This is a genomic window from Streptosporangium sp. NBC_01810 (assembly GCF_035917355.1).
Taxonomy (GTDB): domain Bacteria; phylum Actinomycetota; class Actinomycetes; order Streptosporangiales; family Streptosporangiaceae; genus Streptosporangium.
The window spans coordinates 1,836,223-1,862,985 of sequence record NZ_CP109070.1; the positions used below are offsets into that span (position 1 = coordinate 1,836,223).

Here is a 26,763-nt window from a genome sequence, read left to right on the forward strand (position 1 = left end):
ACCCCTGCAAGGAGAATCCCCGTGGACCTCCGTTCCTATGACCCTGCCCACCTACGCCCGGACAACGGCCTGCTCGCCAAGAGGCTGCTGCCCTGGGAGACGCTGAACGCCCCGTTCGAGGGGGCCTGGTGCGTCATCGCGCCCGGCACCGCCTCGACCCGGCACGCCCACCACGAGTACGAGATCTTCATCGCGGTCTCCGGCGAGGCGGTCCTGGAGAGCGAGGGCGAGCGCGCCCCCTTCGCCGCGGGGGACGTCGCCTACTTCCCGCCCGGTACCGACCACCAGGTGGTCAACGACGGCACCGCCGACTTCGAGATGTACGGCATCTGGTGGGACCACGACCTCGCCCGCACGTTCGAGACCCGGCACCTGGAGGAGAAATGACGGGGACGATCGTCATCGCCGCCACCCCGACGCCAAACGGCGACCTGCACGTCGGCCACATGGCCGGCCCCTACCTGGCCGGTGACGTCTACGCCCGCTACCTGCGGGCCGACGGCCGCCCCGTCAACTACAACACCTGCACCGACGACAGCCAGTCCTACATGATCTCGACCGCCCGTAAGCACGGCACCACGCCCGCCGAACTGTGCGCGACCTCCACCGCGGCCATCCAGCGGTCGGTCGAGGCGATGGGCATCTCGCTGGCCCCGCTGCCGCCAGTCGACGACGCCTACCGGCAGACCGTGCTCGACTTCGTCGCGACCCTGCACAACCAGGGCCGCTTCGAGCTCCGCACCGTGCGCATGCCGTACGCGGAGAACGCGGGAACCTACCTGTTCGACGGGCTGGTCAAGGGCGAGTGCCCGGCCTGCCTGACCGAGAGCTGCGGCGGATCGTGCGAGGGCTGCGGCCACCCCAACCACTTCGACGACCTCGGCGACCCGCGCTCGGTCCTGGACCCCGACGACCCGGTGACCTCGCGAGAGGTCACCGTCCTGGTCCTGCCCATCGAGAACTACCGGAAGGAGCTCACCGCCTACTACGCCGCCAGGGAGAGCACCTGGCGGGGGCACAGCAGGCAGCTCATCCGCGAGATCCTGGCCCGGCCGCTCCCGGAGATCCCGATCACGGTGCCGTCGCCGGGGTGGGGGGTCGACGCCCCGTTCGCCGAGACCCCCGGCCAGATCCTCTACCCGTGGGTCGAGGCGATGCCCGCCTCGATCTACAGCACCTGGAAGGCGGCCGGCGAGCCCGAGGGCCCCGTCGACAGCGCCTGGCGCGCCGGGAGCGGCAACGGCCTGGTCTACTTCCACGGCTTCGACAACGTCTACTTCTGGGGCATGGTCGACCTGGTCATGCTGCTGGCCCACGGCGACCGCTACATCACCCCGGACGCCAACGTCTGCAACGAGTTCTACGAACTCGAGAACGAGAAGTTCTCCACCAGCCGCAACCACCTGATCCGCGGCGCCGACCTGGTCGCCGAGGTGCCGCGCGACCTCGTCCGGTTCTACCTCGCGCTCACCTGCCCGGAGGACCAGCGGGCCAACTTCACCAGGGAGGGACTCGACAAGGTCACCGGCCGGCGGCTGCGCGAGCCGTGGAACGCGCTCGCCGACCGCCTCGACACCATCGTCACGGACCCGGGGGAGGAGCTCAAGGTCACCGCCGCCGGCCGGCACCGGGCCGCGGTGATCGTCGAGAGGTTCCGGCTCTGCTACGACCTCACCTCCTTCAGCCTGACCAGGGCGGCGGACGGCATCGTCGCCCAGCTCGGCAGGCTGCTGACCGCCGAGCGTGACGAGCCCGGTGACCTGCTGATCGAGGTGCGCGCCTTCCTGGCCTGCGCCGCGCCCATCCTGATCGACGTCGCGGCCGAGGCCGAGGCGGCCGGTGTCGAGCTCACCCTCGACACCTCCGCCGAGACGATCGACGCCTTCTCACTACCGCGACTGCCCGGGAGTCCCCGATGAAGCTCCTCGCCCTTGAAGCCAGACAGAACGCCACCTACTACCAGTCCCGCTACCAGCAGGTTCAGGACTTCGGCGCCGAGCTCTACGTACTCAACGGCATCGGCACCCCGGACTTCTGGCCCACGGACCGCTACCGCGTCGCGGGCTCCCAGCGCATCGACGACCTCATCACCGAGGCCAAGAACTGGCACGAGCAGGAGCGCTTCGACGGGATCATCACCTTCTCCGAGTCGGCGGTGACCACGGTCGCGGCGGTCGCGGAGGCGCTCGGCCTGCCGGGCGTGGGCGTCGAGGCGGCCAGGACCAGCCGTAACAAACTGCTGATGCGCGAGGCGCACCGCAGGCACGACGCCCCGCACCCGGACTTCCGCTTCGTCACCGACCTACCGGAGGCGCTCGGGGCCGCGGACGACTTCGGCTACCCGGTCATCCTCAAGCCCACCCTGGGCGCCGCGAGCAACTTCGTGTTCAAGATCGACGACAGGGAGGAGATGGCGGAGCTGTTCCCGCAGGCCCTTGAGGGCATCGAGGGGATGTCGTGGTTCGAGATGGAGGCCCACGGCCTCGACCTCGGCCCGCACGGCCTGCTGATCGAGTCGTTCCTGGACGGTGAGGAGTTCCTCATCGAGGCCGTGGCCTGGGACGACGAGGTCTACCTAGGTTCCATCGTGGACCGGATCACCGTCGAGGGCGGCACCTTCGACGACGACGTGCACCACGCGCCGACCTCGCTCACCACCGAGCAGGTGGCCGCGGTCCACCGGGTGGTCAGGGCCGGCGCGCACGCCCAGGGGCTGCGGCGCAGCGTGCTGCACGCCGAGGTCCGCTTCCACCGGGGCGAGCCGTACCTGCTGGAGATTGCGATCCGGCCCGGCGGCGGGGGACTGGATCTCATCGCCGGGATCACCGCCGCGCACAACCCGATCCGCGCGGTCATGGACGTGGCGCGCGGCGCCACGCCGAGAGTGCGCCACTACCGGCCGACCGGCGTCCACGTCACCGCGATGTGCCTGCTCTGCGACGCCGGCCAGGTCGCCTCGATCGAGGTGCCGGCCGAGGTCGCCGAGTCCGATCGGGTCTTCTTCCTCAAGGTCACAGCCAGGCCCGGAGACGTCATCCGGCGCCCGCCCGAGGGCAACAGCATCCTCGGCTTCCTCGGCACCACCGGCACCTCGCTGGAGGACGCCAGGGAGACGATGCTCGACTACGCATCCAAGATCAACGTCACTTTCGTCCAGGAAGGAGAACTGACATGACACAGCTGGCCACCGAGGCGCCGCAGCGGATCCGGCGCGTGGCGCGCACCCGCCGCTACCTGATGTGCCCGCCCACCCACTTCGACGTCGTCTACTCCATCAACCCCTGGATGAACCCGGACAAGCCGGTCGACGGAGCGCTGGCCCGGCTCCAGTGGGACGGCCTGCTCCGCGCCTTCCTGGCACTGGGCCACCAGGTGGAGTTCATCGAACCGCTGCCCGGCTACCCCGACATGGTGTTCGCCGCCAACGGCGCGACGGTCATCGACGGGAAGGTGCTGTCCGCCCGCTTCCGCTACGAGGAGCGGGCCGCGGAGGGCCCCGCCTACCTGGAGTGGTTCCGCGCCCGCGGCTACCAGACCCGCGAGGCGGTCCACGTCAACGAGGGTGAGGGCGACTACCTGCACGCCGGAAGGTACCTGCTGGCCGGCACCGGGTTCCGTACCGACATCCGCTCGCACCGTGAGGCGGAGCGGTTCTTCGGGATGCCCGTGGCGGGGCTGCGCCTGGTGGACCCGCACTTCTACCACCTCGACACCGCGCTGGCCGTGCTCGACCGCGACCAGATCATGTACTACCCGGGAGCCTTCTCCAAGGAGAGCCAGGGCGTCCTGCGCGTCCTGTACCCCGACGCGATCATCGCCACCGAGGCCGACGCCGAGGTGTTCGGGCTGAACGCCGTCTCCGACGGCCGCCACGTCCTGATGCCGCCCTCGGCCACCCAGCTGATGGACCGGCTGCGCGAGCGCGGCTACGAGCCCATCGGTGTCGAGCTCTCCGAGCTGTTGAAGTCCGGTGGCAGCGCCAAGTGCTGCACCCTCGAACTCAGGGCGGGCCGATCATGATCGACTACGACGGGCGCCGCTTCACCACCGGCGGCGTGCCCTCCACCGAGAAGCACCCGATCGCCCTGTACCGCCAGGACGGGGACCTGCTGTGGGGCGAGTTCTCCGGCGGGCACGCCCGCCGGGGGACCCTCACCGGGCTCTGCGCCCCCGACGGCACCCTCGACTTCGCCTACACCATGGTCCTCGACAACGGCGCCGTCGTGTCGGGCCACTGCCGCAGCACCCCCGAACTGCTCCCCGACGGCCGCGTGCTGCTCCACGAGACGTGGGAGCGCTACGGCGCCCACGCGGACAGCGGCGTGTCCCTGCTCGAGGAGATCGACCCGAAGACGTTCGCCCAGAACCACCAGACGACGGAGAGCCGGACATGACCCTGAACACCATCGCCCGCCCGAACGTGCAGAAGCCCGTCAAGGGCGGCACCGTGACCTGGGCCTGCGCGCCGGGATTCCCCCCGTCCATCATCTTCCCCTTCACCCCGCCCGAGCGTTTCGGCACCCGCAACCTGCTCGAGTTCCAGATCCTGATGTACCGGCCGCTCTACTTCTTCGGCACGCACGGCACCCCCGAGGTCGACTACGACCTCAGCATCGGCGAGCCGCCGCAGTGGAGTGAGGACGGCCTGACCGTCACCGTCACCGTCAAGCCCTGGAAGTGGTCCAACGGCGAGACGATCTGCGCGGACAACGTGCTGTTCTGGGTGAACATGATGGCGGTCAAGGGCGAGCGCTACGGCGAGTACGTCCCCGGCTGCTTCCCCGACAACCTGGTCTCCTACGGCAAGCTCGCCGAGGACAAGGTCTACTTCACCTTCGACAAGGTCTACTCCAAGCGCTGGGTGCTGATGAACCAGCTCAGCACCATCACCCCGATGCCCAAGGCATGGGACCGCACCGCCGACGGGCCGTCCGACGCCTCCTACAGCCTGGAGAACGTGGCCGCGGTCTACGACTTCCTGATGGGCGAGAACGGCGGCGTCATCGAGGAGGACAACTCCGACCGGGTGCACTGGGCGACGAGCCCGGTGTGGAGCGTGGTCAGCGGCCCGTGGCGGCTGAAGAGCTACACCATGGAGGGGGTCGTCACCTTCGTCCCCAACGAGCACTACTCGGGGCCGAACAAGGCGCACCTGGACGAGTTCCGGCAGGTCCCCTTCATGTCCGACGGGGAGGAGTACCGGAAACTGCTGGAGGGGCCGGACGGGCCCGACGGCATCCAGGTCGGCTACCTGCCGCTGAGCTTCAGCGCCGAGCCGACGGACGACCCCACCAAGGGCGGTCCCAACCCGCTGGGCGAGAACTACACGCTGGTCCCGCAGGCGGCCTTCTGCATCCGCTACATCCCGCTCAACTACAACAACCCGACGGTCGCCGGCAAGATGCTCGCCCAGACCTACATCAGGCAGGCGATGCAGCACGCGCTGGACCAGGACCGCGCGTCCCGCGACATCTACCACGGCTACGCCTACCGGCAGGACGGCCCGGTGCCCCGCTACCCGGTGAGCGACCTGGTCTCGCCCACCCTGCAGGGCGCGCCGATCCTGCCCTTCGACCCCGACCGGGCCCGCGAGCTGCTGGAGGCCAACGGCTGGGACACCAGCGTGACGCCCGCCGTCTGCGTCAACCCCGGCGAGGGCCCCGGCCAGGCCGGGGCGGGCATCCCCGGCGGCACCAGGCTCAGCTTCTCCCTCAGGTACGCCGAGGGCCGCCCCGCGCTCACCCGGCTGATGGAGCAGTTCCGCGACGACGCCGCCAAGGCGAGCATCGAGATGCGCCTGCAGGAGGTATACGGCTCGGTCCTGGTCGCCGAGGACGCCCCCTGCGTCGCCGGACCCGACAGCCCCTGCCTATGGGAGCTGAGCACCTGGGGCGGCGGCTGGGTGTACCACTACCCGAGCGGCGAGATCCTGTTCCGGACCGACGCCGGCGGCAACTTCGGCCACTACACCGACCCCAAGGCCGACGAGCTCATCGACCGCACCCTGACCAGTGACGACCCGGCCGCGCTCTACGAGTACCAGGACTACATCGCCGAGCAGGTCCCGGTCATCTTCATCCCGAACTTCTCGCTGCGGCTGTTCGAGGTGGCCAACAACCTCCGGGGCTTCGAGCCGATCAACCCCTTCGGGATGATCAGCCCGGAGAACTGGTACTACGTCGAGAACGGTGACTGACCCCATGACGCTCGCCGCGGCGCCGGTCGCCGTCATCCCCGCGCAGAACCTCATGATCCTGCTGCTGCAACTCGGGCTGCTCCTCGGCCTGGCCACCGTTCTGGGCCGGCTGGCCGTCAGGTTCGGGCTGCCCGCCCTGCTCGGCGAGCTCAGCGCGGGCATCCTGATCGGGCCCTCGCTGCTCGCCAACGTCGCCCCCGACTTCTCCGCCTGGCTGCTCCCCACCGATCCGGCCAGATTCCACATGATCGACGCGGTCGGACAGCTCGGCGTCCTGCTGCTGGTGGGTCTGACCGGAATGCATCTCGACCTCGGCTTCATCCGCCGTCAGGGCAGGGCCGCCGCCTGGATCAGCGGCACCGGGCTGGTCATCCCGCTGGTCCTCGGCGTCGGGATCGGCTTCCTGGCACCCGCCGAGATGATCGCCGAGGGCGTCGACCACACGGTCTTCGCGCTCTTCCTCGGCGTCGCGCTCTGCGTCAGCGCCATCCCCGTCATCGCCAAGGTGCTGATGGAGATGCGCCTGCTCCACCGCGACATCGGCCAGCTCATCCTGAGCAGCGCGGTCGTCGACGACGTGGTCGGCTGGCTGCTGCTGTCGGTGGTCTCCGCGCTCGCCACCGCCGGGGCACGTACCGGGCAGGCCGCGCTGACCGCGATCGCGCTGCTCGCCGTGCTCGTGCTGGTGGCCGTCCTGCTCGGCCGCCGGGTGGTCGCCAGGGTGTTGCGCGCCGCCGACCGGGGCGGGAGCGTCACCACCATCGCCGCGGTGGCGATCATGATCCTGCTCTCGGCCGCGGCCACCCAGGCGATGGGGTTCGAGGCCATCCTCGGCGCCTTCGTCTGCGGCGCGCTCGTCGGCTCCTCACCGGACCTGAAGGTCGCCAGGCTGGCGCCCCTGCAGACCCTCGTCGCCGCGGTGCTGGCACCGATCTTCTTCGCCACGGCGGGCCTGCGGATGGACCTGACCGAGCTGGCCAAGCCGCCCGTACTCGTGGCGGGCATCGTGGTGCTGCTCGTCGCCATCGCCGCCAAGTTCGCCGGCGCCTACCTCGGGGCGCGCATCGCCAAGCGCACCCGCTGGGAGGCCCTCGCCCTGGGGGCGGGTCTCAACTCCCGCGGCGTGATCGAAGTGATCATCGCGATGGTCGGACTCCGCCTGGGCGTGCTCACCACCGCGTCCTACACGGTCATCGTCCTGGTCGCGGTCGTGACCTCGATGATGGCGCCGCCCCTGCTCCGCTTCGCGGCCTCCCGGATCGCCCCCACCGAGGCCGAGTCCGCCCGCGAGGAGTTCTTCGACGCCCTGCAGAGCCCCGACCGGGAGCTCGTGACCACCGCCAAGGAGGCGTGAGATGACCACCGACACCAGACCGCTGATCCTGGTGATCGCGACGGGAATGCGGCACTACCGCGAGTACCTGCTGCGCTCCATCGCCACCGAATACCGCATCCATCTCCTGGTGACCGCGGAACCCGGCTGGGAGCAGGAGTACGTCACCGGCTGGACCGTGGTCGCCGACACGACCGACGGCCCCGCGATGGCCGGCGTCGCACTGGAGCTGGCCGCCCGCGAGCCCGTGCACGGGGTGCTCTGCTGGGACGAGGCCAGGATCCTGGCCGCCTCGTACGTCTCCGAGGCCCTCGGCCTGCCCGGTGGCGACCCCGAGATGGTGCGCCGCTGCCGCGACAAGCACCGCACCCGCGTCGCACTCGACGCGCTCGGCGTGCCGCAGCCCAGGTCGCTGGCCGTCGCCACGCTGGAAGAGGCCCTGCGGGCCGCGGAGGAGGTCGGCTATCCGGCCATCCTCAAGCCGCGCGGCCTCGGCGGCAGCCTGGGCGTCATCAAGGTCGAGGACTCCTCGGAACTGACGGAGCGGTTCACCTTCGTCCGGGACCTGACGGTCCCCGACGGGGCGACGTACGAGGTCCCCGTCCTGGTCGAGGAGTTCGCCGACGGCCCCGAGGTCAGCGTGGACGCCGTCGTCCAGGGCGGCGTGGTGACCCCGCTCTTCCTCGGCAGGAAGGTCCTGGGCTTCGAGCCGTACTGCGAGGAGGTGGGGCACTTCGTCGACGCCCAGGACGTGCTCCTGCAGGACCCGGAGTTCTGCCGCGTCCTGCAGGACACGCACACCGCGCTCGGGTTCACCGACGGGTTCACCCACACCGAGATCAAGCTCTCCTCCAGGGGACTGCGCGTCATCGAGGTGAACGCGCGCCTGGGCGGCGACATGATCCCCTACCTCGGGCTGCTCACCACCGGGATCGACCCCGGCCTGGCCGCCGCCGCGGTGGCCTGCGGCCGCGCGCCCGCGCTCGCCCCCGAGCGCAAGCTCGTGGGCGGGGTGCGCTTCTTCTACGTCGACGAGGACGACACCACGATCGAGTCGATCGAGTTCGACGAGGCCGGCCTGCCCCCGGAGATCGACAGGGCGATCACGGTGGTCGCCCCCGGGGCGACCGTCTCGCCACCGCCCAAGGGCACCCTGTGGGGGCGTATCGCCTACGCCACCGCGCTGTCAGAGACCGTCGACGAGTGCCGGGCCGCGCTGGACGCCGCCCAGGCCAACCTGAAGGTGAAGGCAACCGCGTGACCGCCGTTATCGAGAACGAGAAGAATGTGTCCTCGACACCCCCTGACAAGCCGGACGACGGGGTGTTCGTCACCCTGCGGGAGACCCCGCGTGCCGTCAAGGCACTGCTCTTCGGCGGCTTCATCAGCAGGCTTGCCGCGTTCATCCAGATCTATCTGGTGCTGTTCCTGACCGACAGGGGATTCTCCGCCACACAGGCCGGGCTCGCGCTGGGCATGTACGGAGCCGGCGCGGTGGTGGGCTCGCTGGCCGGCGGGTCGCTGTCGGACCGCCTCGGCGCCCGGGCGGTCACGCTGATCAGCATGGGCGGCTCCGCGCTCCTGATCGTGTCCATCCTCTACGCCCCGACCTACGCGCTGCTGCTCGCCGCGGTCTTCGCGGTCAGCACGGTCGGCCAGTTCTACCGGCCGGCGGCCCAGACCATGCTGACCGAGCTGACGCCGAGGCACCGGGTGGTGATGATCACGGCGATGTACCGGCTCGGCCTGAACCTCGGTATGACCGCCGCCCCGCTGATCGGCGCCGCGCTGCTGTCCGTCTCCTACAACGCGCTCTTCTGGGGCGAGGCCGCCGCGGCGCTGATCTTCGGCGTCACCGTGATGTTCGCGCTGCCCAGGCGCGCCGCACACGCCGCGCACGTCGCGAAGCAACAGGAGGCGGCGGCGGAGGAGGAGGCGGACCCGGCAACGCAGGGCCGCTCCGGCTACCTCGCGGTGTTCGCCGACTGGCGCTACAGCGTCTACCTGCTCGCGATGCTGCTCACCTCCATCGTCTACTGCCAGTACACGGCCACCCTCCCGCTGGACATCTCCGCCGCCGGGATCAGCCTGTGGTGGTACGGCGCGGCCGTCTCGCTGAACGGCTTCATCGTCATCACCTGCGAGCTGGCGATGACGAAGGTCGTGCAGAAGTGGCCGATCCGGCTGACCGCGCTGCTCGGCCTCGGCCTGGTCTCGGTCGGCTACGCGATCTATGCGATCTCCCCGCTCCCGATCTGGTTCATGGTCGGCACCCTGGTCTGGACGCTCTCGGAGATCATCGGCGGGCCCACCACGTTCGCCTACCCCGCCCTGGCCGGCCCCGAGCGACTCCGCGGACGCTACATCGGCGCCATGCAGAGCGTCTTCGGGCTCGGCACCGCGATCGGGCCGGTGATCGGCACCCTGGTCTGGTTCCAGGTCGGCCGCTCCGTCTGGCTGTGGGCGGCGCTGGTCTCCGCGGTGGCGACCGTGGCCGGACTGATCGGCATGCGTGACCCGAACCGAGCCGACGAGTCGCAGCCCGCGACCGCCTCGGCGACATGAAAGGAGGGTGAGATGCTCAGAATCGCCGTCGTGGGTGGTGGGATCGCAGGAGCCATGCTGGCCTGGCGGCTGTGCGAGGTCATCAGGGGCAGCGCGGTCCACCTGTACACCGGAGAACCGCACCGGCGGGCCGATGCCAGCGCCGCCTCCGGCGGCCTGACCAGGGCGTTCGAACCCGACCCCGCTCTGTGCCTGGAGGCCGCGGACAGTCTGGCCGAGCTCCACTCGAATCCGGAGCTGAGGGAGTGGGCCTCCTACCGGGAGACCGGCTCGGTGTACCTGCTCCCCGGTCTGGGGCCGGGCACCGAGGGCCTGGTGGAACTGGTGCGCAGCCGCCTGCCGGGCTCGATCTCCCTGGTCGGCGGCGAGGAGCTCAGCACCCGCGGCACGTTCCGCGAGCTACCCTCCGGGAGCGTGGCCGTCGTCGAGAAACGCGCCGGCTACCTCTCCCCGAACGGCTTCCGCGACCGGCTCCTGGTGGAGCTCGCCCGCTCGGGCGCGTTCGTCACCGACGGGCAGGTCGACGGGATCACCGCCGATGCCGAGGTCCGCCCCGCCGAGGGCAGCCCGGCCAGGTTCGACGCCGTCGTGGTGGCGGCGGGGGCCTGGACCCAGGATCTGCTCGCCCGCACGGGCCTGTCGGACGCGGGACTGCGCACCAAGGTGATCCAGTACGTGCTCGGGCCCTCGGCGGGGAGGGACCCCGGCGCGTTCGTCGACGAGACGTCCGGCCTGTACGGCAGGACGTACGCGGAAGGAAGGGTCCTGCTCGGACTGCCCACCAACAGATGGGACATAACCCCTGGAACCGCGCCTACAGACCCCGCCCTCACCAGCAGGATCCTGGACGTCGCCGAGTCCAGGATCGGGTACCGCCCGCCGGGGAGGAAGGTCAGGGCCGTCACCGCGGTCGAGTGCTACCACCCCACGGGCGGGCTGTCGCTGCGCCCCCTGGCGAAGGGTGTCTACACCTTCACCGGGGGCAGCGGCGGCGCGGGCAAGACGGTGCTCGCCGCGAGCCGCACGGCCGCGCGAAGCCTGGTCAGGTCTCTGCGGTGAACACCAGATAGCAGTAGTCGTCCAGCATCTTCGCCAGTGGCCGGCCGGGCCGGCCCAGCTCCACCGCCAGCGCCTCCTCGCCGAGCCCCGCCTCGGCAAGGAGGCGCTGCGCCCATTCTCGGCCCAGCCGCAGGTGCGCGCGATAGGCGTCGGCCGTACGGGCACCGTGCAGGGTGTCGGCGATGGCGGCGTCCCAGGGCATCAGCGCTCGCGGGCGCAGGGCGTGCAGCATCTTGGTCGCCGCCGTCGGTCCCAGCGAGCGGGGTCTGGCCCCGGGAGCCGCCCGCATCGCCGAGAGGTCCGCGTAGCACTCGCCCACCACGTCGATCTCGACGTCGTCCAGGTGCGCGAGCGCGACGTCCCGGCCGGGAAGGCGATCCCGCCAGCGCTCCCACCAGGCCCCGGTCTCCGCGCAGAAGACGTCGTGCTCGCCCTCACGCGGGTAGCGCAGCCGGCACCCCCAGGCGTTCAGCCAGGTCAGCAGTGCCCGGCGATGGGCCGCGAGCGCCGGGTCGACGCACGGCCCGGTCGCCAGCAGCAGCCGCTCCCAGGATCGCTCGGCCGCGGTGTAGCCGGCGAACTCACCGACCGCCGCGCGCAGTCGGGCCAGGTCGGGCCCACGACCCGGGAGGCGAGCCCCCGGATCGTGGGCGGCGAGATGGATGTCCATCCTCTGCGGTGAAGTCGTCACGGTCACGGCCGGTCAGCGGCCGGCCAACGGTGGCCGGCTGCGGCCCCGCATCAGCGAGGCCAGCAGCCGTTCGGTGCGCTCGTTCGGCTCCACCCCGAGGTCGGTACGGAGCCGGTGGCGGCACACCTCGTACCAGCTCAGGACGCGGCCGAGCTCGTCGAGCTCGCCGTGCATCATCATCAGGGTCTGGTAGGTGGCCTCGTGGTAGGGGTCGACGTCGAGGGTCCGGCGGCACCAGTGCATCGCGGCCGGCCAGTCCTCTCGCTCCAATGACTCGCTGCGCAGCGCGGACAGTGCGCGCAGGGCGGTCCCGCGCATCCACTGCCGCTGCTCGTTGATCCAGGCGCCGCTCTCGCCGGTGAGGAAGTCACCGATGTAGAGATCGGCGGTGCGCTGGAACCACGCGATCGCGGTGTCGTGGTCCTTGGCGACCCACGCGTCCCGGCCCCGGTCGAAGGCGCGCTGGAACTCCTCGATGTCCACCCACGCGCTGTTCGTCTGCAGCAGGTAGCCGTGCTTCTGGTGGAGCAGCGTGAAGCCGTCCCGGTCCTCGAACTCGTTGAGCACCCGTCGTACGCCGTGCACGGCCACCTTGAGCGAGCTGGAGTGGTGGTCCGCTCTTTCCGGCCACAGCACCTCGTGCAGCCGGTCCCGGTGGACGAACCGCTCGCGGTTGACCAGCAGATACTGGAACAGGGCACGGGCCTTGCCGGCGCGCCAGTGTGACACGGCCTGCCCGTCGACCTCCAGACGGAAGTTGCTCAGGCAGCGGGCGACGACCGAGGGTGTGCCCTCGTCGGCTCCGGGGTTGTAGGGGCCAGGTTCCGCCAATTGTTGAACAGGCATGTTCGCTTCCCTCAGGAGAACGGACTCCGCCGCTCGCGGAGTCAACCGCGGACGCCGAAATACGTCGTGTACGAGTGCGGTGCCAGCACGACCTGGATGTGATAGGGCATGCACTCGTCGTGCATTCTGAACATCACCGTGACCTCCGGGTAGGAGGTGGTCATGCCAAGCCCGGCGAAATAGTGGTCGGTGGCGAGGACGAGACGATAGAGCCCGCGCTCCATGAATTCGTCCATCCATTCTTTTACGTTTCCCTCGATGTCGGTCTCTCCTTCGGAGACCTGCTGCCAGTCCGCGCCCACGGCTCGCTCCAGGCGAGCTCGGACACCGGCCGCGGAGCGGCCGTAGACGCCGTCAAGTGCCTGCGTGGCGATGCTCATGGTGAGGATACCCATCTTCTGGTCAAGGCCGGGTGACCTGTATCACGCGACCTCGGTTCCATCAGGTTCCACCGGGGCGTTATCCGTCCGCTTTCGGCCCGCTATCCATCGGCTACCGCTCCCTATCTTTTCGTGGCGAATGCGGCGGATGCCGCATCAGAAGAGATCGGATAAAGGCCGGATAGGGGGGCTGCCTAACTTTTGAAGCAGACAGGCGAACAGCAGCCAGGAAGACACGACAAGAGGTGCAGAAAATGCGGGAATTCGCTAGCTCCAACGCTCTCCGGTCCATCGTCGCCGCCGCCATCCTCGGGTGCCTCGGCCTCACCGCCGTCCTTCCCGCAGTCGCCGCCGGCGGGTCCCCGGAGACCATGGTGCTCGCCAGCAACACTCCCTGGGGCTGAACTGCACTCCCCGCCCGGTGGTCACCGGCGGCGGGGGTTCGCCGGAGCGGTCGGAGCCGTCCAAGGCCCGGCCGCTTCTTCGCGTCTCAAACCCACCCGTTAGTCGCAAATCAGGGCAGACCTTAACAAACCCCCCTGGTTCTCCACTCGGTGACGTTGTATGATCCCGGACAGGCGGTGGTTCATACACATAAAATCACCCGTCGTGGCCTCTGGGGCATATGTCCAGGATTGCAGACGGTTGGGATTCGGTATATTTTCTCTGAGTTTAAGTTAATAGTCAGGTGCCTGACGTCTCTCTTACGCCAAACCATGCGGTGATTTCCTGGACAGGCCGCGACTCTGTAAGGAGATTCGGGTGGAGTATCGAATCCTCGGTCCTCTGGAAGTCGTGGCCGGTTCCCAGCGCCTGGATCTGGGAGCACCTCGGCAACAGGTGGTTCTCGCCTGCCTCCTGCTGGAGGCCAATCGGATGGTCACCATCGGGCGACTGACGGATGCGATCTACGGTGAGGACCTTCCCAGCACCTCGCGCGCGCAGGTGCAGATCTGCATCTCCTCGCTCCGGCGACTATTCACCGCCCACGGCAACCTCGATGTCATCGCGACCCATTCCCAGGGGTACACCCTCCGGGTCACCGAGGGGCAGCTCGACTCCCAGAATTTCGAGAACCTGCTGAGCCAGGCACGCCAGGCGCGTGAGAACCGCCGGCCGGAGGAGGCGGTCAGGCACTACCGGGACGCGCTCGCCCTCTGGCGAGGCCCCGCCCTCGACGGCCAGGAGAGCCGGCTCGTGCAGGCGGCGGTCGGCAGGCTGACCGAGCGCCGGATCAACGCCAACGAAGACTGCGTCGATCTGGAGCTGGAACTCGGCAGGCACCACGAGCTGGTCGGCGAGCTCAGCGAGCTCGTCGAGGAACATCCGCTCAGGGAGCGGCTACGCGGCCAGCTGATGCTCGCGCTCTACCGCTCGGGACGCCAGGCGGAGGCGCTGACGGTCTACCGCCGTGCCCGCCAGACGATGATCGACGAGCTGGGCATCGAGCCCAACGAGAGCCTGCAGCAACTCGAGTACGCGATCCTCACCTCCGACGAGAGTCTCGACCCGCCGGGGCAGCAGCAACAGCAGCAGCAGCCCCAGCGCCACGGGGAGACGAACGAGGTGCCGGTCGCCCACCGGACCGTACCCCGGCTGCTTCCCACCGACATCGCGGACTTCACCGGCCGGATAAAGCTGGTCGAGGCCATCCGCCGGCAGCTCACGTTCGCCGCCGAGGACCGGCAGCGACTCGCCGTGCCCATCATCGCCGTCGTCGGCAAGCCGGGGATCGGCAAGTCCACGATCGCGGTGCACGTCTCGCACAGCGTCGCCGGCCGCTACGAGGACGGCCAGCTCTTCGCCGACCTGCACGGAGGGGAGTCGCGCCCGCTCGGTTCCGGGCAGGTGCTCGAACGATTCCTGCGGGCGCTGGGCGTGCCGGGCACCGCCATACCCGACGGGGTGGACGAGCGGGCGGAGATGTACCGCGCGCTGCTCGCCGGACGCAGGATGCTGATCGTCCTGGACGACGCCAGAAGCGAGAGCCAGGTGCTACCCCTGCTTCCCGGCAACCCCGAGGCCGCGGTGATAATCACCAGCAGGACCCGGCTCGCCGGCCTGCCCGGTGCCGCCCACCTCGACGTGGACCTCTTCGACTCGCGGCAGTCGGTCGACCTGCTCTCCCGCATCGCGGGCGTCGAACGGGTGCAGGCCGAGCACGAGGCGGCGGCCCAACTGGCGGACCTCTGCGGCCACCTCCCGCTGGCGCTGCGCATCGCGGGCGCCAGGCTCGCGGCCCGCCCGCACTGGACGATCGACCAGTTGGTGGGCCGGCTCGAAGACGAGACCCGCAGGCTCGACGAGCTCAAACACGGAGACCTGGGCATCAGGGCGAGCATCTCCCTGACCTACGAAAGCGTCAGCGAGGACGCGCGGAGGCTGTTTCGGCGCCTGGCCATCCTGGAGTTCCGGCACTTCTCCGGCTGGGTCGCCGCCGCGCTGCTCGACAGCGACCCCTATGACGCCCAGGACCTGCTCGACGACCTGGCCGACACCCAGCTGATCGAGGCGACGGACACCGGGTACGGCGTGCACGGCCAGTACCGCTTCCACGACCTGATCCGCGTCTTCGCCCGCGAGCGCCTGGCCGGCGAGGAGGCGGTCGCCGACCGCAAAGCCGCGCTGGAGAGGGTACTCGGCGGACTGCTCTTCCTGACCGGTGAGGCGCACCGCCGCGAGTACGGCGGAGACTACGTGCAGGTCCACAGCGACGCCCCACGCTGGCCGCTGCCCGACCGGCTGGTCGAGAAGCTGGTCATGGCCCCCCTGCCCTGGTACGAGCGCGAGCGGCTGACACTGGTCGCGGGCATCCGCCAGGCGGCGCAGGCCGGGCTCGTCGAGCTCTGCTGGGATCTCGCGATCAGCGCCGTGACCCTGTTCGAGTCGAGGATCTACTTCGACGACTGGCGGGAGACCCACGAAATCGCGCTGGCCGCCGCCCGGCGGGCCGGAGACCGCAGGGGGCAGGCGGCGATGCTCTACTCGATCGGCTCGCTCTACATCGCCGAGCAGCGCTTCGGAGACGCGCGCCGCGACTTCGAGGCGGCCGCGGAACTGTTCGAGGAGGCGGGCGACGACCTCGGCGTGGCCCTCGTCATCCGCAACATCGCCTTCCTGGACCGGATCAGCGGCCGGCTCGACGACGCGGTGGAACGCTACGAACGCGCGCTGACCATCTTCCGCAGGACCGGCGACCAGGTCGCCTCCGCCTACGTGCTGCACAGCGTGGCCCAGATCAGACTGGACTGCGAGGACCTCGACGCGGCCAAGCGGCTGCTGAGCGAGGCGCTGGAACTCAGCAGGGTCGGCGGCAGCCGGCGCGTGGAGGCACAGGTCCTGCACCGGCTGGGCGAGACCTACCTCCGCTCGGGAGAGCCGCGGTCGGCGGCCGAGGTCTTCGAGCGGACGCTCACCACGGTACGCAACATCGGGGACCCGACCGGAGAGGCGTACGCCCTGCACGGCCTGGGCGTCGCCCAGCTGCGCCAGGGTGACTTCACCGAGGCCGACCTCACGCTCCAGCGGGCTCTGGAACTGGCGAGCACCACGGGAGAGAGGCTGGCCGAGGCGCGGGTCGTGCTCGGCCTCGGCGAGCTGGCGCTGGCCACCGACCAGACCGAACAGGCCATCGGCCGCTTCCACCAGGCCCTCGGCCTGTTCCACAAGATCGACGCGCCGTTCCACGTGGTCCGCGTCCTGGTCATGCTCAGCGAGGCGTACTCGGCCGTCGGCGAGACCGAGGCGGCGCGGAGCGTCTCGGAGGAGGCGCTCGAACTGGCCGACACGATGCCACCCGCGATCGCCGCCCAAATCCGCACCCAGCTGACCCACCCTCCGGCCGCCTGACCTCGGCGGCCGGAGGGTGGGTCAGGGACGTATGGACACCGATACGTCCCTGACCGGAGTGAGTCAGCCGATGCGGCGCAGGGCCTCGGCCAGGCTGGACAGGCCGACCGGTCCGAGCTCCAGCGCCGCGGTGTGCCAGGCCCGCAGGTCGAAGGCGTCGCCCTGGCGCAGCCTGGCCTCCTCACGGGCCTGCACCCAGGCCCGCTCGCCCAGCTTGTAGGCGATGGCCTGGGCCGGCCAGCCGAAGTAGCGGACCACCTCGGCCTCGACCCGGTGCGGCTCGCAGCGGCCCCGGTCGCGCAGCACCTCGCAGGCCTTCTCGAAGGTCCACTTCGAACCGTCGGGGAGCGGCAGGTCCAGGTGGACGCCCAGGTCGATGACCACCCGGGCGGCGCGCAGCGCCGACCAGTTGAGCATGCCCAGCCGGGTACCCGGATCGGTGAACCAGCCCAGCTCGTCGGCCAGCCGCTCGGCGTACAGGCCCCAGCCCTCACCGTGGCCGTCCACCCAGGAGACCTTGGCGAACCTGGACAGGCCGTCCCCGGCCATCCGCATCGCGCCGAACTGCAGGTGATGGCCGGGAACGCCCTCGTGGAAGATCGTGGTCAGCTCGGTCCAGGTGGCGAAGCGCGTCCGCCCGCCGACCGGCCACAGTGTGCGGCCGGGGCGCGACAGGTCCTCGCTGGGCGAGTTGTAGGAGGCCGCGCCGGAGGTGGAGCTCACGTCGACCTCGGCCACGATCAGCTGCAGCGGCTCGGGGATGTCGAAGTGGGTGCCGTGCAACTGCTTGATCGCCCGGTCGTGGCGCTCCTGCAACCACGCCTGGTACTCCTCCAGGGAGTCGACGGCCTGGGTCTCGTTGAGGATCTCGGTGGCCTCCTCGATGGTCGCGCCCGGCTTGATCCGCTCGACCTCGGCGGCCATCTCGGTCCCGATGCGCTCCAGCTCGGCCCAGCCCCACTCGTACGCCTCGCGCAGGTCGATGTCGGAGCCCAGGCTGATCCTGGCCGCGACCGCGTAGCGCTCGGGGCCCACCGCGTCGGCCTCGTCCGCCCTCGGGGCGTACTCCTCGCGCAGGTAGCGCCCGGCGTCGGCGTACGCGGCGTGGGCCGCCGCCGCCGCGCTGAGCAGCTCCTCCTTGACCGGACCCTCGCCGTAGGTGGCGACGAAGGCGTCGTGCGCCGGGGGAGTCCCGCCCGCGCCGGCGAACTGGTCGGCCTGGTCGGCCATGGCCAGCGCCTGCCTGCGGGCGCCCCGCAGGCCCGAGGCCAGGCCGGCCTCCAGGCTCTCCCGCCATCCGGCGAGCATCGTGGGGATCGCCGCCAGGCGGGCGGCGACGTCGCGCCACTCGTCGTCGTTGCCGTGCGGGAGGAGGACGACGCTGGAGCGCACCCGGTAGGGCAGCCCGTACGGCGCCGCCACCCAGCGGAGCGGCTCGCCCATGTCGTGCCAGCCGAGTTCGGCCTCCAGCCGCTCCCGCAGGTGGGCGGCCGCCCGGACGTCCGACTCCCCGGTCGGGGCCATCTCGTCGAGACGCTTGAGGGTCGTGCGGATCAGCTCGGCCCGGGCGGCGCTCCCGGCGGGGCTGTGGTCGGTGGCGGCGACGAAGTCGGACACGATGCCCTCGGCACCTGCCGCGATCGGGTCGAGGGCCGCCCAGCGGGTGACGTACTCATCGCAAAGCGCAAAGATCGGAGTGCTCATGTCCTGGACCGTAGGAAGGTCCAACATCCATGCCTTATCGCTCCGCTATCGAGCCTGGTACCGGGCCTGCGTGACGTCGGCCACCCGGTCCCGCGTCCCCGGGCGGCCAAAGAAGGGGGCGGCGCCGGCTCCTCGACTCCCCGGTCTCCTGGCCGGCGGGTCTCTTGGATCGAGCCCGCTTCCCACGGGCGGCGGGCCTGGGTTCGATGGATACCGGGTTGGCAGGTCGTCGGGTGGGCTTCTTCCAGGGAAGACCGTCTCGTCTGGCCTTCTTCGGCGCGCGGAGCATGTTCCTCACCCTGGATGCCGGAACTTGCGATCCACCTGTAACCGGCTGGTACTGGCCGAGATAATCCACTTCAGCGAGTCCCTGATCAGCGGCGTCGAGACCGGTCTGCTTCCGGCCAGCCCGGAGTTCGCCGACGCCTGCGACGCGGCCCTTAACACGGGCGGAGCCCTCCGCCGCCTCCTCGACTGGCGGAAGTGGATCCAGGCTGAGTATGTCCATCGATCTAATCAAGAGGACGGTAGAGGAAAAATGGACCTGAGTGGCGCCAAGTGGTTTAAGTCAAGCTTCTCTGGAAGTAATGGTGGCGACTGTGTTGAGGTCGCGGAGCTCAAGGGCGTCGCCGATGGCCTCGGTCACAAGGCCGAGCACCCCGACCTGATCGCCGTACGTGATTCCAAGGACCCCGACGGCCCCAAGCTCTTCTTCACCCCCGCCGAGTGGGACGCCTTCGTCAACGGTGTGAAGGCCAGCGAGTTCGACCTCGGCTGAGAGGTCCCCTACCGGCCGCCCGGACATCCCCTCCTGGCGGCCGGTTGCCTGCCGGAGACGATTCGCGAGGTCAGACGGGTCTCGTCGGTATCGGGCAGGAAGACACGGGGCTGAGACGACGGTCTGTCAAAGTCCCGGGGGGAGGCCGCGTGCTCGCTGAGAACAGAAGGTCGATCTCAGGTCCCCGGTCTTGCCAGGCTCGCCGGTATGCGAGGCGACACCGCTGGTCAACGATGGATGGCCGACTTGATGGTGGAGAGCCGGGCGCCCGTTCCGTTCCAGGTGAGGGCGATGATCTCGGCCGCGATCGCCACCGCGGTCTCCTCCGGCGTCCTGCCTCCGAGGTCGAGACCGATGGGGGAGGACAACCGGGCCAGGTCGGCCTCGGACACGTTCTCCTCGCGTAGCCGTGCCATCCGGTCGTCATGCGTGCGGCGGCTACCCATGACGCCGATGTAGGCGGCGGGCGTTCGGACGGCGAGTTTGAGAAGCGGGACATCGAACTTCGGGTCGTGGGTGAGCACGCAGATCGCGGTGCGCTCGTCGACGACCGTCTCGGACAGGAAGCGGTGCGGCCAGTCGACGACGACGTCGTCCGCGTCCGGGAAGCGTTTCGCGGTGGCGAAAACCGGCCGGGCGTCGCAGACGGTGACGTGATAGCCGAGGAACTTGCCGATTCTGGCGACCGCCGCGGCGAAGTCGATCGCGCCGAACACCAGCAGGCGCGGCGGCGGGGCATAGGAGCAGATGAACACTCGCACGTCGTCGAGCCGCCGCTCACCGCCGGGGCCGAAGGTCAGCACACCGGTCCGTCCGGCGGCCAGCATGCCGCGCGCGTCATCGGTGACGGCGTGGTCGAGCGGGTCGTTTCCCAGCGAGCCGGCGATGCGGTCCGGCCAGATCACCAGCCGCGCGCCGAGGCGGCCGTCGCCGTCGAGGACCGTCGCGACGGCGACCGGCTCGCGTGCCTCGACGGAGGCGAACACCTCGGTCAGGGCGGGGAACGTCTCCGGCGACACCCGTTCCACGAAGACGTCGATGAGGCCACCGCAGGTCAACCCGACGGAGAAGGCGTCATCGTCGGCTATGCCGTAGTGCTCAAGCCGGGGCAGGCCCGAGGACAGCACCTCGCGCCCGGCCTCGTACACCGCGGCCTCCACGCAGCCGCCGGAGACGGAGCCGACCGCCTCTCCGGCCGCGTTCACCGCCATGATCGCGCCGGGCGGACGCGGTGCGCTGCTCCAGGTGTCCACCACGGTGCACAGGGCGAAGGGTGTCCCGCGCCGGTACCAGTCTCCGAGTTCGGCCATTGCCTCACGCATCGGTCGGCCCCTTCCCAAGTGTGATCGAGGCGGCTACTTCGTGGCCCACCAGGCGATCAGCGCGATCGCGACGACCCCGGCGATCGCGACCGGGGCGAGTCGCTTCAGGGCCGCGCCGCGGGCGGCGCCGAGCAGGTCCAGCGCCTCGACCGGTTGCGGTGCGGGTCGCACGGCCGCCACGGGCGCCGCGGCCGAGTTCGGGTGCGGGGTGGCGGGCTGTGCCGGGGCCGGCTGGTCGCCCGCGGCGAGGCTCGCGGCGAGATTGGCGGAGAACTGGCCGAGGACCTTGTTGCCGACCTCGAGCATCATGCCGCGGCCGAACTGCGCGGGCCGGCCCGTGACGTTGAGGTCGGTGACGATGGAACACCTCGTGCTCGACGTCGAGACGGCGTGCAGGGTGGCCGTCACCTGCGCGGAGGCGTTGCCGCCGCCCTTGATGTCGGCGCCCTTGGCGTCGATGAGGACGCGGTGGTTCGCGGCGTCCTGCTCCTTGAACTCGGCCACGCCGTTGTAGTTCAGCAGGACCGGGCCGAGTTTCACCTTCACCGAGCCGTTGACGACGTTCCCCTCTACCGACGTCAACGACATACCGGGAAAACACGGAGCGATCCGCTCCACGTCCAGCAAAACCTCCCAGGCGCGATCGACCTCGACGGGGATGGTGAATTCCTGCTCGAGCTTCATCGGGTACTCCAGACGAGGGTCGTGGGGACGGTGACAGCAGCGAGTCCCGCACTCACTGAAGGGATGTGAGATCCGTTCAGTGAAGAAAATCCCTACTGCTTGACCGCCAGATGTTCCGTTGACAGTGGACCTTTGGTAAAGCTACTGTCCCTTCAGCGCATAGTATGTCCGTTCAGCGGATACGAGTCAATAGGAGCGATCACGTGGCCAATACTTTGCGGATCTCGGTGGACACCGGGGGCACGTTCACGGACGTGATCGGCATCGATGGGGAGACCGGCGACGTTCACGTCGTCAAGACCCCAAGCGACCGGGAGGATCCAAGCAGGGCATTGCTCACCGGTATCGAGAAGGTCCTCACCCAGGCGAACCGCGGCTTCGACAGCGTCGAGATGGTCGTGCACGGCACCACCACGGCGACGAACGCCGTCCTGGAGCACGAGTTCGGCGGCATCGGCCTGCTCGTCACCGAGGGCTTCAGGCACATCATCGAGATCGCGCGCCAGTCCGTCCCCGACGGTTACGGAAACTCGTTCTTCTGGGTGAAGCCCCCGCGAATCGTGCCGCTGCACCTGGTGCGCGAGGTTCCCGAGCGGCTCACCTACGACGGCTCGGTCCATCGCGAGCTGGACGAGGCGGTGGTGCTGAGCGCGGCGCGGGAACTCGTGGACGCCGGGGTGACCCGGCTCGGGGTCTGCCTGCTGCACTCCTACGCGAACCCGATGCACGAGCAGCGGATCGGGGAACTGCTCAGGCAGGCGTTCCCCGATCTCTTCGTGTCGTTGTCCAGCACCGTGCTGCCCGAGTACCGCGAGTACGAGCGCGCCATGACCACGCTGCTCGACGTGATGGTCAAGCCGTACTGCCGCACCTACCTCGACCGGGCACACCAGGAACTTCGTACCCGCTCGGGCGAGCTGCCCTTCCTCATCATGCAGTCCAACGGTGGCGTGGTCAGTGCGCGTGCCGCCGGGGAAAAGCCGGTCACCATGCTGCTGTCCGGGCCCGCCGGCGGCGTGCTCGGCGCCGTCGAATCGGCGCGCAGCGCCGGTATCAAGAACATCATCACGCTGGACGTCGGTGGAACCTCGACCGACGTCGCGCTGATCGAGGACCTGACGATCCGGCTGACCAGTGAGACCGTGATCGAGAACTACCCGGTGAAGATCCCGATGATCGACATCGCCACGGTGGGAACCGGCGGTGGCTCGCTGGCGTGGGTCGGTCCGAACGGGGCGCTCAAGGTCGGTCCGAAGAGCGCGGGTGCCGTGCCCGGGCCGATCTGCTACCGGCGCGGTGGTGAACTGCCCACGGTGACCGACGCGGCAGCGGTCCTGGGATACTTCCCGGCCTCCCTGGTGGGGGGCGATCTCCTGCTCGACCGGGCCTCGGCGCACTCCGTCTTCCGCGAGTTCGGCGCCAACTGGGACATGTCCGCCGAGGAGATCGCGGCCGGCGTCCTGGAGGTCGCGGTGGCCGGTCAGGTGGCCGGCATCCGGCAGGTGTCGACGCTCAAGGGCCGCGACCCCGGTGACTACACGCTGGTCGCCTTTGGTGGCGCGGGGCCGCTGCTCGCCACGGAGGTCGCCGAATTCCTCGGCATGACCTCGGTGCTGGTCCCGCCGAACCCCGGCAACCTGTCGGCCTTCGGCCTGCAGGTGACCGACGTCAAGCGCGACTACGTCAGGACGTTCGTCCGCCAGGTGGCGGACGGGGTCGACGCCGAGGTGACGCCGGTCTGGCAGGAGCTGGAGCAACAGGGCCGGGACGAGCTCTCCGAAGAGGGCATCAACGCCGCCCGGGTGGAGCTGATCCGGGGCGCGGACCTGCGGTACGTCGGCGAGGGGTACGAGGTATCCGTGTCGATCCCGGCCGGCGTCTCGAACGAGGACTCACTGGCCGCGGTGACGGCCGAGTTCCACGCCGAGCACGACCGGATCTACGGCTTCTCCTACGAGGGCAAGCAGGAGGTCGAGATCGTCAACCTCCGGGTGCAGGCGATCGGCCGGCTGCACCGGCCGGAACTGGTGGGAGTGCCCGCCTCGACCGGTCCCGTCGAGCCGACGGCGCGGCGCGAGGTCTACTGGCGAGGCGTCGGCCGGCAGGACTGCGCTATCTACCAACGCTCGGAGCTGGGCGCGGGCAGCCGGATCAGCGGCCCCTGCGTGGTCGAGGAGTACGGCGCCACAGTCGTCGTACCCGCGAACTGGGCGGCTTCGACGGACTCCTTCGGCAACTTGATCATGGTGAGGCGGCAGGCATGAAAACCACACTCGGACCCATCGAGCTCGAAGTCATCACCGGAACGATCCGCTCGGCCGAGGTCGAGATCGAGGCGGCCGTCGAGCGAGCCGCCCGGTCCCCGATGATCCGGGACCAGCACGACTACCGGGTCGGTCTGTACGACGCCAAGGGGCGCAAGCTCACCGGCCGGTCGTACGGCTCGCTGGTCGAGCCGGTGTTCGAGTTCTTCGGCGACGACATCAACCCCGGAGACGTGTTCTTCTGGAACGATCCGTACAACAGCTCCGGTTCGTGTGGTCACGTCCCGGACCTGTGCACCACCGTGCCGATCTTCCACGAGGACCGGTTGCTGGGGTTCGCCCAGGTCTTCGGCCATCACGACGACGTCGGCGGCTGCGTGCCGGGCAGCCTGCCGGTGCAGGTCCGTGACCAGTGGGGCGAGGGTCTGGTGGTTCCGCCGGCCAAGCTCTACGACCGGGGCGTGCTGAACGAGACCGCTTTCAGGATCATCGAGCGCAACTCGCGGCTCCCCGAGCACCTGCGCGGCGACATCGACTCCGAGATCGGCGCCTGCCAGCTGGGCTCCCGCCGGCTCATCGAGCTCGCCGAGCGGTACGGTGTCGAGACCCTGGAGAGCGCGTTCGACTCCATCATCGACAACTGCGCCGAGACGATCCGCAGGGAACTGCTGCCCAAGATCGCCGATGGGGTGTACACCTTCGAGGACTACATCGAGTCCGACGGTTTCACCCGCAAGCTGTTCGCGATGCGCATCACCATGACCAAGACCGCGGAGAAGATCACACTTGACTTCACCGGTACCGACCCGGAGGCCGAGGGGCCGATCAACTGGGCGATCGACTACTGCGAGGGGCGTTTCGTTCGCAAGTGGCTGGGACCGGTGCTGCGCTGCCTGGCGGACTCCCCCGAGCGTGCGGCCGAGATCGACATCAACGAGGGGATCCTCGACGTTCTCGATGTGAGGTTCCCGGAGAAGGGCACCCTGGTCACCCCGCATTTCGGGCGTCCCACCGGGCTCCGGTTCTTCATCCTGATCCGCTCCCTGGGCATCTTCGCCGGAGTCCTCGCCAAGGCGACCGGCGGGAAGATGCCCGCGGACCACGAGACCATCCGCATCTGGGGCATGCACAGCCGCGAGAGCGACGGCAAGCTGAGCCTGTTCCGCGAGGTGCTCGGCGGCGGCGGCCCTGGGCGCCCCTGGGCCGACGGCAGCGACGTGGTGCACATCGTGCCGAACTCCCGTAACCTGCCCGCTGAATTCTCCGAGCAGCGCTATCCCGTGCTGGTCGAGAGCCTCGCGCTGCAGACCGACTCGGCCGGCGCGGGCAAGCGCAGGGGCGGGTTCGGCTACGACAAGCGGGTTCGGGCGCTGCGCGACTGTTTCCTGCTGTCCAACGCGGACCGCTCCGAGCTCGCTCCCTACGGGGTGAACGGTGGAGTCGCCGGCCAGCCGTACGGGGTGTCCATCGAGAGCGACGGCGGCGGCCCGCGGTCGCTGCCGGGGATGGTCGACGACGTGCCGGTGCGCGCCGGTGATCTGGTGCGCCTGTGGACGACAGGCGGCGGTGGCTGGGGAGACCCGCTGGATCGGGAGACCGAGCTGGTTCACTACGACGTGCTGTGCGGTCTCGTCACTCCCGAGGCCGCCGAATCCGAGTACGGGGTGGTGGTGACCGGAACCGGAAACGATCTGGTGGTCGACGCCGACGCCACCGAGCGCCTCAGGGACGAACGGCGGCGCGGTCGTGACACGCTCGGCATGTTCGACCGCGGCGAGCACTTCCGCAAGGTACAGAGCGCCGGTGGCCTGGTCTGGCCCGAGGGGTGGTCCGATCCGGACGACTGGCCGGCCGTCACCGGATGAGCCCAGACGGGGGAGGCGGCCCGGGCCCGGTCCTCCCCCGCCGGACTCCGTCCGTAGATCGTTGTCGTGCGTTAGAATCGCCACTGCCGCGGGCCGGGTCCGCATATCTACCGCTCGGGGCCGGGAAGCTCGGGGCCGGGAAGGGAGTGGGTGAACGTGGCGCGACGCACCGCGAAGTCCTCTGGGCAGCCCACCGACTCCGCCGGTCGGGCGAAACCGACGCTACAGGGAGTCTCCCGCGCGCTGCGGGTCATGGAGTTGCTGTCCCAGCAGCCGATGCGCGCCTCCGAAGCCGCCGAGGCGCTGGGCATGTCGTGGGCGACGCTGCACCGCACGCTGTCGCAACTGGAGGCGGACCAGTTCCTGGAGCGGGACGCGTCCGGTGTCTTCAGGATCGGCCGGCGCACGTGGTTGCTGGGCTCCACCTACCTGGTCGGGCACCGACTGCTCGAACTGGCCATCCCGTTGATGAACCGCGCGACCCAGGACACCCCGTTCGCCGTTTTCCAGTTGGTCGAACGGAGTGAGGGCATCGCGGTGGTCCTTTACTCCCATGAGGCGCTGTCCGGCGAAATCATCACCAGAACCACCTATGGTTACCATTTCCCGCTGCATACCGGCTCGAAAGGCCATGTGCTACTGGCCTACGAGCCCGATGAATTCATCGAGGAATATCTGGCCGGCGATCTCATCGCGCTGACTCCCGGATCGATCACCGATCCGAAGGAGCTTCGCGAGGTGCTCGCCACCGTCAGGAAACAGGGCTACGCCGTCACCATGGGTGACGTGCAGACCTTCACCGGCTCGGTGTCCGCGCCCGTGTTCGACAGTGAGGGCGCGGTGGTCGCGGCGGTCTGCGCGGTCGTCTCGCGAGCCCATCTCGACGGTGGCCAGAACCAGGTCGTGGTCACCGACGCGGTCCAGCGACTGGCCCAGGCGCTCTCGCTGGGCATCGGCTGGCAGCCGATGCGCAACCTCCGCTACCAGGCCTGATCCGCCACCACTCGGTTTCGCTCCCACATCGCCACACCGGACCCGGTCGGCGGCGATGCCGCCGCGTCGTGACGTGGCGGTCGCCGCCGACCGGTGATCGCGGCGTCGCGTCGCGGGCATCGTCGCAGCGTAGGAGCCGCGTCCCTGGTCACAGGCGACCTCGCCGGAAAAGAACTTCAGTGGTGAGACCTATTGACACGGGTACTTCTCGCCCTAAACTCTCATCATCGACTA

The 26,763-nt window shown here is 69.6% G+C and carries 22 protein-coding genes; 16 read left to right on the forward strand and 6 right to left on the reverse strand.

Annotated features, from left to right (window positions below):
• The first annotated feature begins 21 nt into the window (after window positions 1–21).
• Genes OIE13_RS08460 through OIE13_RS08505 form a run of 10 tightly spaced genes read left to right on the forward strand, consistent with a single transcriptional unit; the run spans window position 22 to window position 11,153 of the window.
• Entirely contained in the window at window positions 22–387 is a 366-nt protein-coding gene (locus OIE13_RS08460) for a cupin domain-containing protein (RefSeq protein WP_326641336.1), read from the forward strand.
• A complete protein-coding gene (locus tag OIE13_RS08465; RefSeq protein ID WP_326641334.1) occupies window positions 384–1,919 on the forward strand; it encodes a class I tRNA ligase family protein in 1,536 nt (511 codons plus the stop codon). Before OIE13_RS08460 ends, OIE13_RS08465 begins: the two co-directional genes overlap by 4 nt.
• Entirely contained in the window at window positions 1,916–3,175 is a 1,260-nt protein-coding gene (locus OIE13_RS08470; protein ID WP_326829838.1) for an ATP-grasp domain-containing protein, read from the forward strand. Before OIE13_RS08465 ends, OIE13_RS08470 begins: the two co-directional genes overlap by 4 nt.
• Window positions 3,172–4,020, forward strand: a complete 849-nt coding sequence (gene ddaH / locus OIE13_RS08475; RefSeq protein WP_326641330.1) for a dimethylargininase — start codon at window positions 3,172–3,174, stop codon at window positions 4,018–4,020. The genes OIE13_RS08470 and ddaH overlap by 4 nt, the downstream gene beginning before the upstream one ends.
• Window positions 4,017–4,394, forward strand: coding sequence for a hypothetical protein (locus OIE13_RS08480; protein ID WP_326641328.1), 378 nt, complete (start codon window positions 4,017–4,019; stop codon window positions 4,392–4,394). Before ddaH ends, OIE13_RS08480 begins: the two co-directional genes overlap by 4 nt.
• Window positions 4,391–6,196, forward strand: coding sequence for an ABC transporter substrate-binding protein (locus tag OIE13_RS08485; RefSeq protein WP_326641326.1), 1,806 nt, complete (start codon window positions 4,391–4,393; stop codon window positions 6,194–6,196). Before OIE13_RS08480 ends, OIE13_RS08485 begins: the two co-directional genes overlap by 4 nt.
• Window positions 6,189–7,550 carry a cation:proton antiporter gene (locus OIE13_RS08490; RefSeq protein WP_326641324.1) on the forward strand — a complete coding sequence of 454 codons (1,362 nt, stop codon included), beginning with the start codon at window positions 6,189–6,191 and terminating at the stop codon, window positions 7,548–7,550. The genes OIE13_RS08485 and OIE13_RS08490 overlap by 8 nt, the downstream gene beginning before the upstream one ends.
• 1 nt (window position 7,551) lies before the next feature.
• Entirely contained in the window at window positions 7,552–8,790 is a 1,239-nt protein-coding gene (locus OIE13_RS08495) for an ATP-grasp domain-containing protein (protein WP_326641322.1), read from the forward strand.
• Entirely contained in the window at window positions 8,787–10,094 is a 1,308-nt protein-coding gene (locus tag OIE13_RS08500; protein ID WP_326641320.1) for an MFS transporter, read from the forward strand. Before OIE13_RS08495 ends, OIE13_RS08500 begins: the two co-directional genes overlap by 4 nt.
• Window positions 10,095–10,106: 12 nt before the next feature.
• On the forward strand, window positions 10,107–11,153 hold the full coding sequence (locus OIE13_RS08505; protein WP_326641318.1) for an FAD-dependent oxidoreductase: 1,047 nt from the start codon (window positions 10,107–10,109) through the stop codon (window positions 11,151–11,153).
• Here the strand turns inward: OIE13_RS08505 and OIE13_RS08510 are convergent.
• From OIE13_RS08510 to OIE13_RS08520, 3 genes are read right to left on the reverse strand one after another with little or no spacing between them, the layout of a single operon-like run.
• Window positions 11,137–11,823 carry a hypothetical protein gene (locus OIE13_RS08510; RefSeq protein WP_326641316.1) on the reverse strand — a complete coding sequence of 229 codons (687 nt, stop codon included), beginning with the start codon at window positions 11,821–11,823 and terminating at the stop codon, window positions 11,137–11,139. The two genes, OIE13_RS08505 and OIE13_RS08510, sit on opposite strands and share 17 nt — an antisense overlap.
• Window positions 11,824–11,856: 33 nt before the next feature.
• Window positions 11,857–12,690 carry an AfsR/SARP family transcriptional regulator gene (locus OIE13_RS08515; protein WP_326641315.1) on the reverse strand — a complete coding sequence of 278 codons (834 nt, stop codon included), beginning with the start codon at window positions 12,688–12,690 and terminating at the stop codon, window positions 11,857–11,859.
• Between the two features lie 41 nt (window positions 12,691–12,731).
• Entirely contained in the window at window positions 12,732–13,070 is a 339-nt protein-coding gene (locus tag OIE13_RS08520; RefSeq protein WP_326641313.1) for a hydroxyisourate hydrolase, read from the reverse strand.
• 254 nt (window positions 13,071–13,324) lie between these two features.
• Between OIE13_RS08520 and OIE13_RS08525 the strand changes: the two genes are divergently transcribed.
• Complete coding sequence (locus OIE13_RS08525) at window positions 13,325–13,474, forward strand: hypothetical protein (protein ID WP_326641312.1); 150 nt, start codon at window positions 13,325–13,327, stop codon at window positions 13,472–13,474.
• A 358-nt stretch (window positions 13,475–13,832) separates the two neighbouring features.
• Entirely contained in the window at window positions 13,833–16,919 is a 3,087-nt protein-coding gene (locus OIE13_RS08530; RefSeq protein WP_326641310.1) for an AfsR/SARP family transcriptional regulator, read from the forward strand.
• Window positions 16,920–16,982: 63 nt separating this feature from the next.
• Here the strand turns inward: OIE13_RS08530 and OIE13_RS08535 are convergent, their stop codons facing one another.
• Window positions 16,983–18,623: a DUF885 domain-containing protein gene (locus OIE13_RS08535; protein ID WP_326641308.1), complete on the reverse strand. Its 1,641-nt coding sequence runs from the start codon at window positions 18,621–18,623 to the stop codon at window positions 16,983–16,985.
• Window positions 18,624–18,936: 313 nt separating this feature from the next.
• Between OIE13_RS08535 and OIE13_RS08540 the strand changes: the two genes are divergently transcribed.
• The gene (locus OIE13_RS08540; RefSeq protein ID WP_326641306.1) at window positions 18,937–19,401 is read left to right on the forward strand and encodes a DUF397 domain-containing protein; all 465 of its coding nucleotides are present in this window, start codon (window positions 18,937–18,939) and stop codon (window positions 19,399–19,401) included.
• A gap of 227 nt (window positions 19,402–19,628) precedes the next feature.
• Here OIE13_RS08540 and OIE13_RS08545 read toward each other — a convergent pair whose 3' ends face one another.
• Window positions 19,629–20,723, reverse strand: coding sequence for an XdhC/CoxI family protein (locus tag OIE13_RS08545; protein ID WP_326641304.1), 1,095 nt, complete (start codon window positions 20,721–20,723; stop codon window positions 19,629–19,631).
• 33 nt (window positions 20,724–20,756) lie between these two features.
• Window positions 20,757–21,407 carry an SRPBCC family protein gene (locus OIE13_RS08550; protein ID WP_326641302.1) on the reverse strand — a complete coding sequence of 217 codons (651 nt, stop codon included), beginning with the start codon at window positions 21,405–21,407 and terminating at the stop codon, window positions 20,757–20,759.
• A gap of 203 nt (window positions 21,408–21,610) precedes the next feature.
• On the opposite strand from OIE13_RS08550, the gene OIE13_RS08555 reads away from it, so the two are divergent.
• From OIE13_RS08555 to OIE13_RS08565, 3 genes are all read left to right on the forward strand, one after another.
• Window positions 21,611–23,671 carry a hydantoinase/oxoprolinase family protein gene (locus tag OIE13_RS08555; protein ID WP_326641300.1) on the forward strand — a complete coding sequence of 687 codons (2,061 nt, stop codon included), beginning with the start codon at window positions 21,611–21,613 and terminating at the stop codon, window positions 23,669–23,671.
• Window positions 23,668–25,536 (forward strand): hydantoinase B/oxoprolinase family protein, encoded by a 1,869-nt coding sequence (locus OIE13_RS08560; protein WP_326829839.1) that lies wholly within the window; start codon window positions 23,668–23,670, stop codon window positions 25,534–25,536. Before OIE13_RS08555 ends, OIE13_RS08560 begins: the two co-directional genes overlap by 4 nt.
• Before the next feature lie 156 nt (window positions 25,537–25,692).
• Window positions 25,693–26,529: an IclR family transcriptional regulator gene (locus OIE13_RS08565; protein WP_326641296.1), complete on the forward strand. Its 837-nt coding sequence runs from the start codon at window positions 25,693–25,695 to the stop codon at window positions 26,527–26,529.
• The last annotated feature ends 234 nt before the right edge of the window (window positions 26,530–26,763 follow it).

What these genes read in the sequence shown, in the direction of transcription:
- OIE13_RS08470 (WP_326829838.1), top strand. Translation starts at nt 1,916, where the DNA reads ATGAAGCTCCTCGCCCTTGAAGCCAGACAGAACGCCACCTACTACCAG.
- ddaH (WP_326641330.1), top strand. Translation starts at nt 3,172, where the DNA reads ATGACACAGCTGGCCACCGAGGCGCCGCAGCGGATCCGGCGCGTGGCG.
- OIE13_RS08480 (WP_326641328.1), top strand. Translation starts at nt 4,017, where the DNA reads ATGATCGACTACGACGGGCGCCGCTTCACCACCGGCGGCGTGCCCTCC.
- OIE13_RS08495 (WP_326641322.1), top strand. Translation starts at nt 7,552, where the DNA reads ATGACCACCGACACCAGACCGCTGATCCTGGTGATCGCGACGGGAATG.
- OIE13_RS08560 (WP_326829839.1), top strand. Translation starts at nt 23,668, where the DNA reads ATGAAAACCACACTCGGACCCATCGAGCTCGAAGTCATCACCGGAACG.
- OIE13_RS08485 (WP_326641326.1), top strand. Translation starts at nt 4,391, where the DNA reads ATGACCCTGAACACCATCGCCCGCCCGAACGTGCAGAAGCCCGTCAAG.
- OIE13_RS08525 (WP_326641312.1), top strand. Translation starts at nt 13,325, where the DNA reads ATGCGGGAATTCGCTAGCTCCAACGCTCTCCGGTCCATCGTCGCCGCC.
- OIE13_RS08505 (WP_326641318.1), top strand. Translation starts at nt 10,107, where the DNA reads ATGCTCAGAATCGCCGTCGTGGGTGGTGGGATCGCAGGAGCCATGCTG.
- OIE13_RS08545 (WP_326641304.1), bottom strand. Translation starts at nt 20,723, where the DNA reads ATGCGTGAGGCAATGGCCGAACTCGGAGACTGGTACCGGCGCGGGACA.
- OIE13_RS08520 (WP_326641313.1), bottom strand. Translation starts at nt 13,070, where the DNA reads ATGAGCATCGCCACGCAGGCACTTGACGGCGTCTACGGCCGCTCCGCG.
- OIE13_RS08465 (WP_326641334.1), top strand. Translation starts at nt 384, where the DNA reads ATGACGGGGACGATCGTCATCGCCGCCACCCCGACGCCAAACGGCGAC.
- OIE13_RS08515 (WP_326641315.1), bottom strand. Translation starts at nt 12,690, where the DNA reads ATGCCTGTTCAACAATTGGCGGAACCTGGCCCCTACAACCCCGGAGCC.
- OIE13_RS08550 (WP_326641302.1), bottom strand. Translation starts at nt 21,407, where the DNA reads ATGAAGCTCGAGCAGGAATTCACCATCCCCGTCGAGGTCGATCGCGCC.
- OIE13_RS08535 (WP_326641308.1), bottom strand. Translation starts at nt 18,623, where the DNA reads ATGAGCACTCCGATCTTTGCGCTTTGCGATGAGTACGTCACCCGCTGG.
- OIE13_RS08510 (WP_326641316.1), bottom strand. Translation starts at nt 11,823, where the DNA reads ATGGACATCCATCTCGCCGCCCACGATCCGGGGGCTCGCCTCCCGGGT.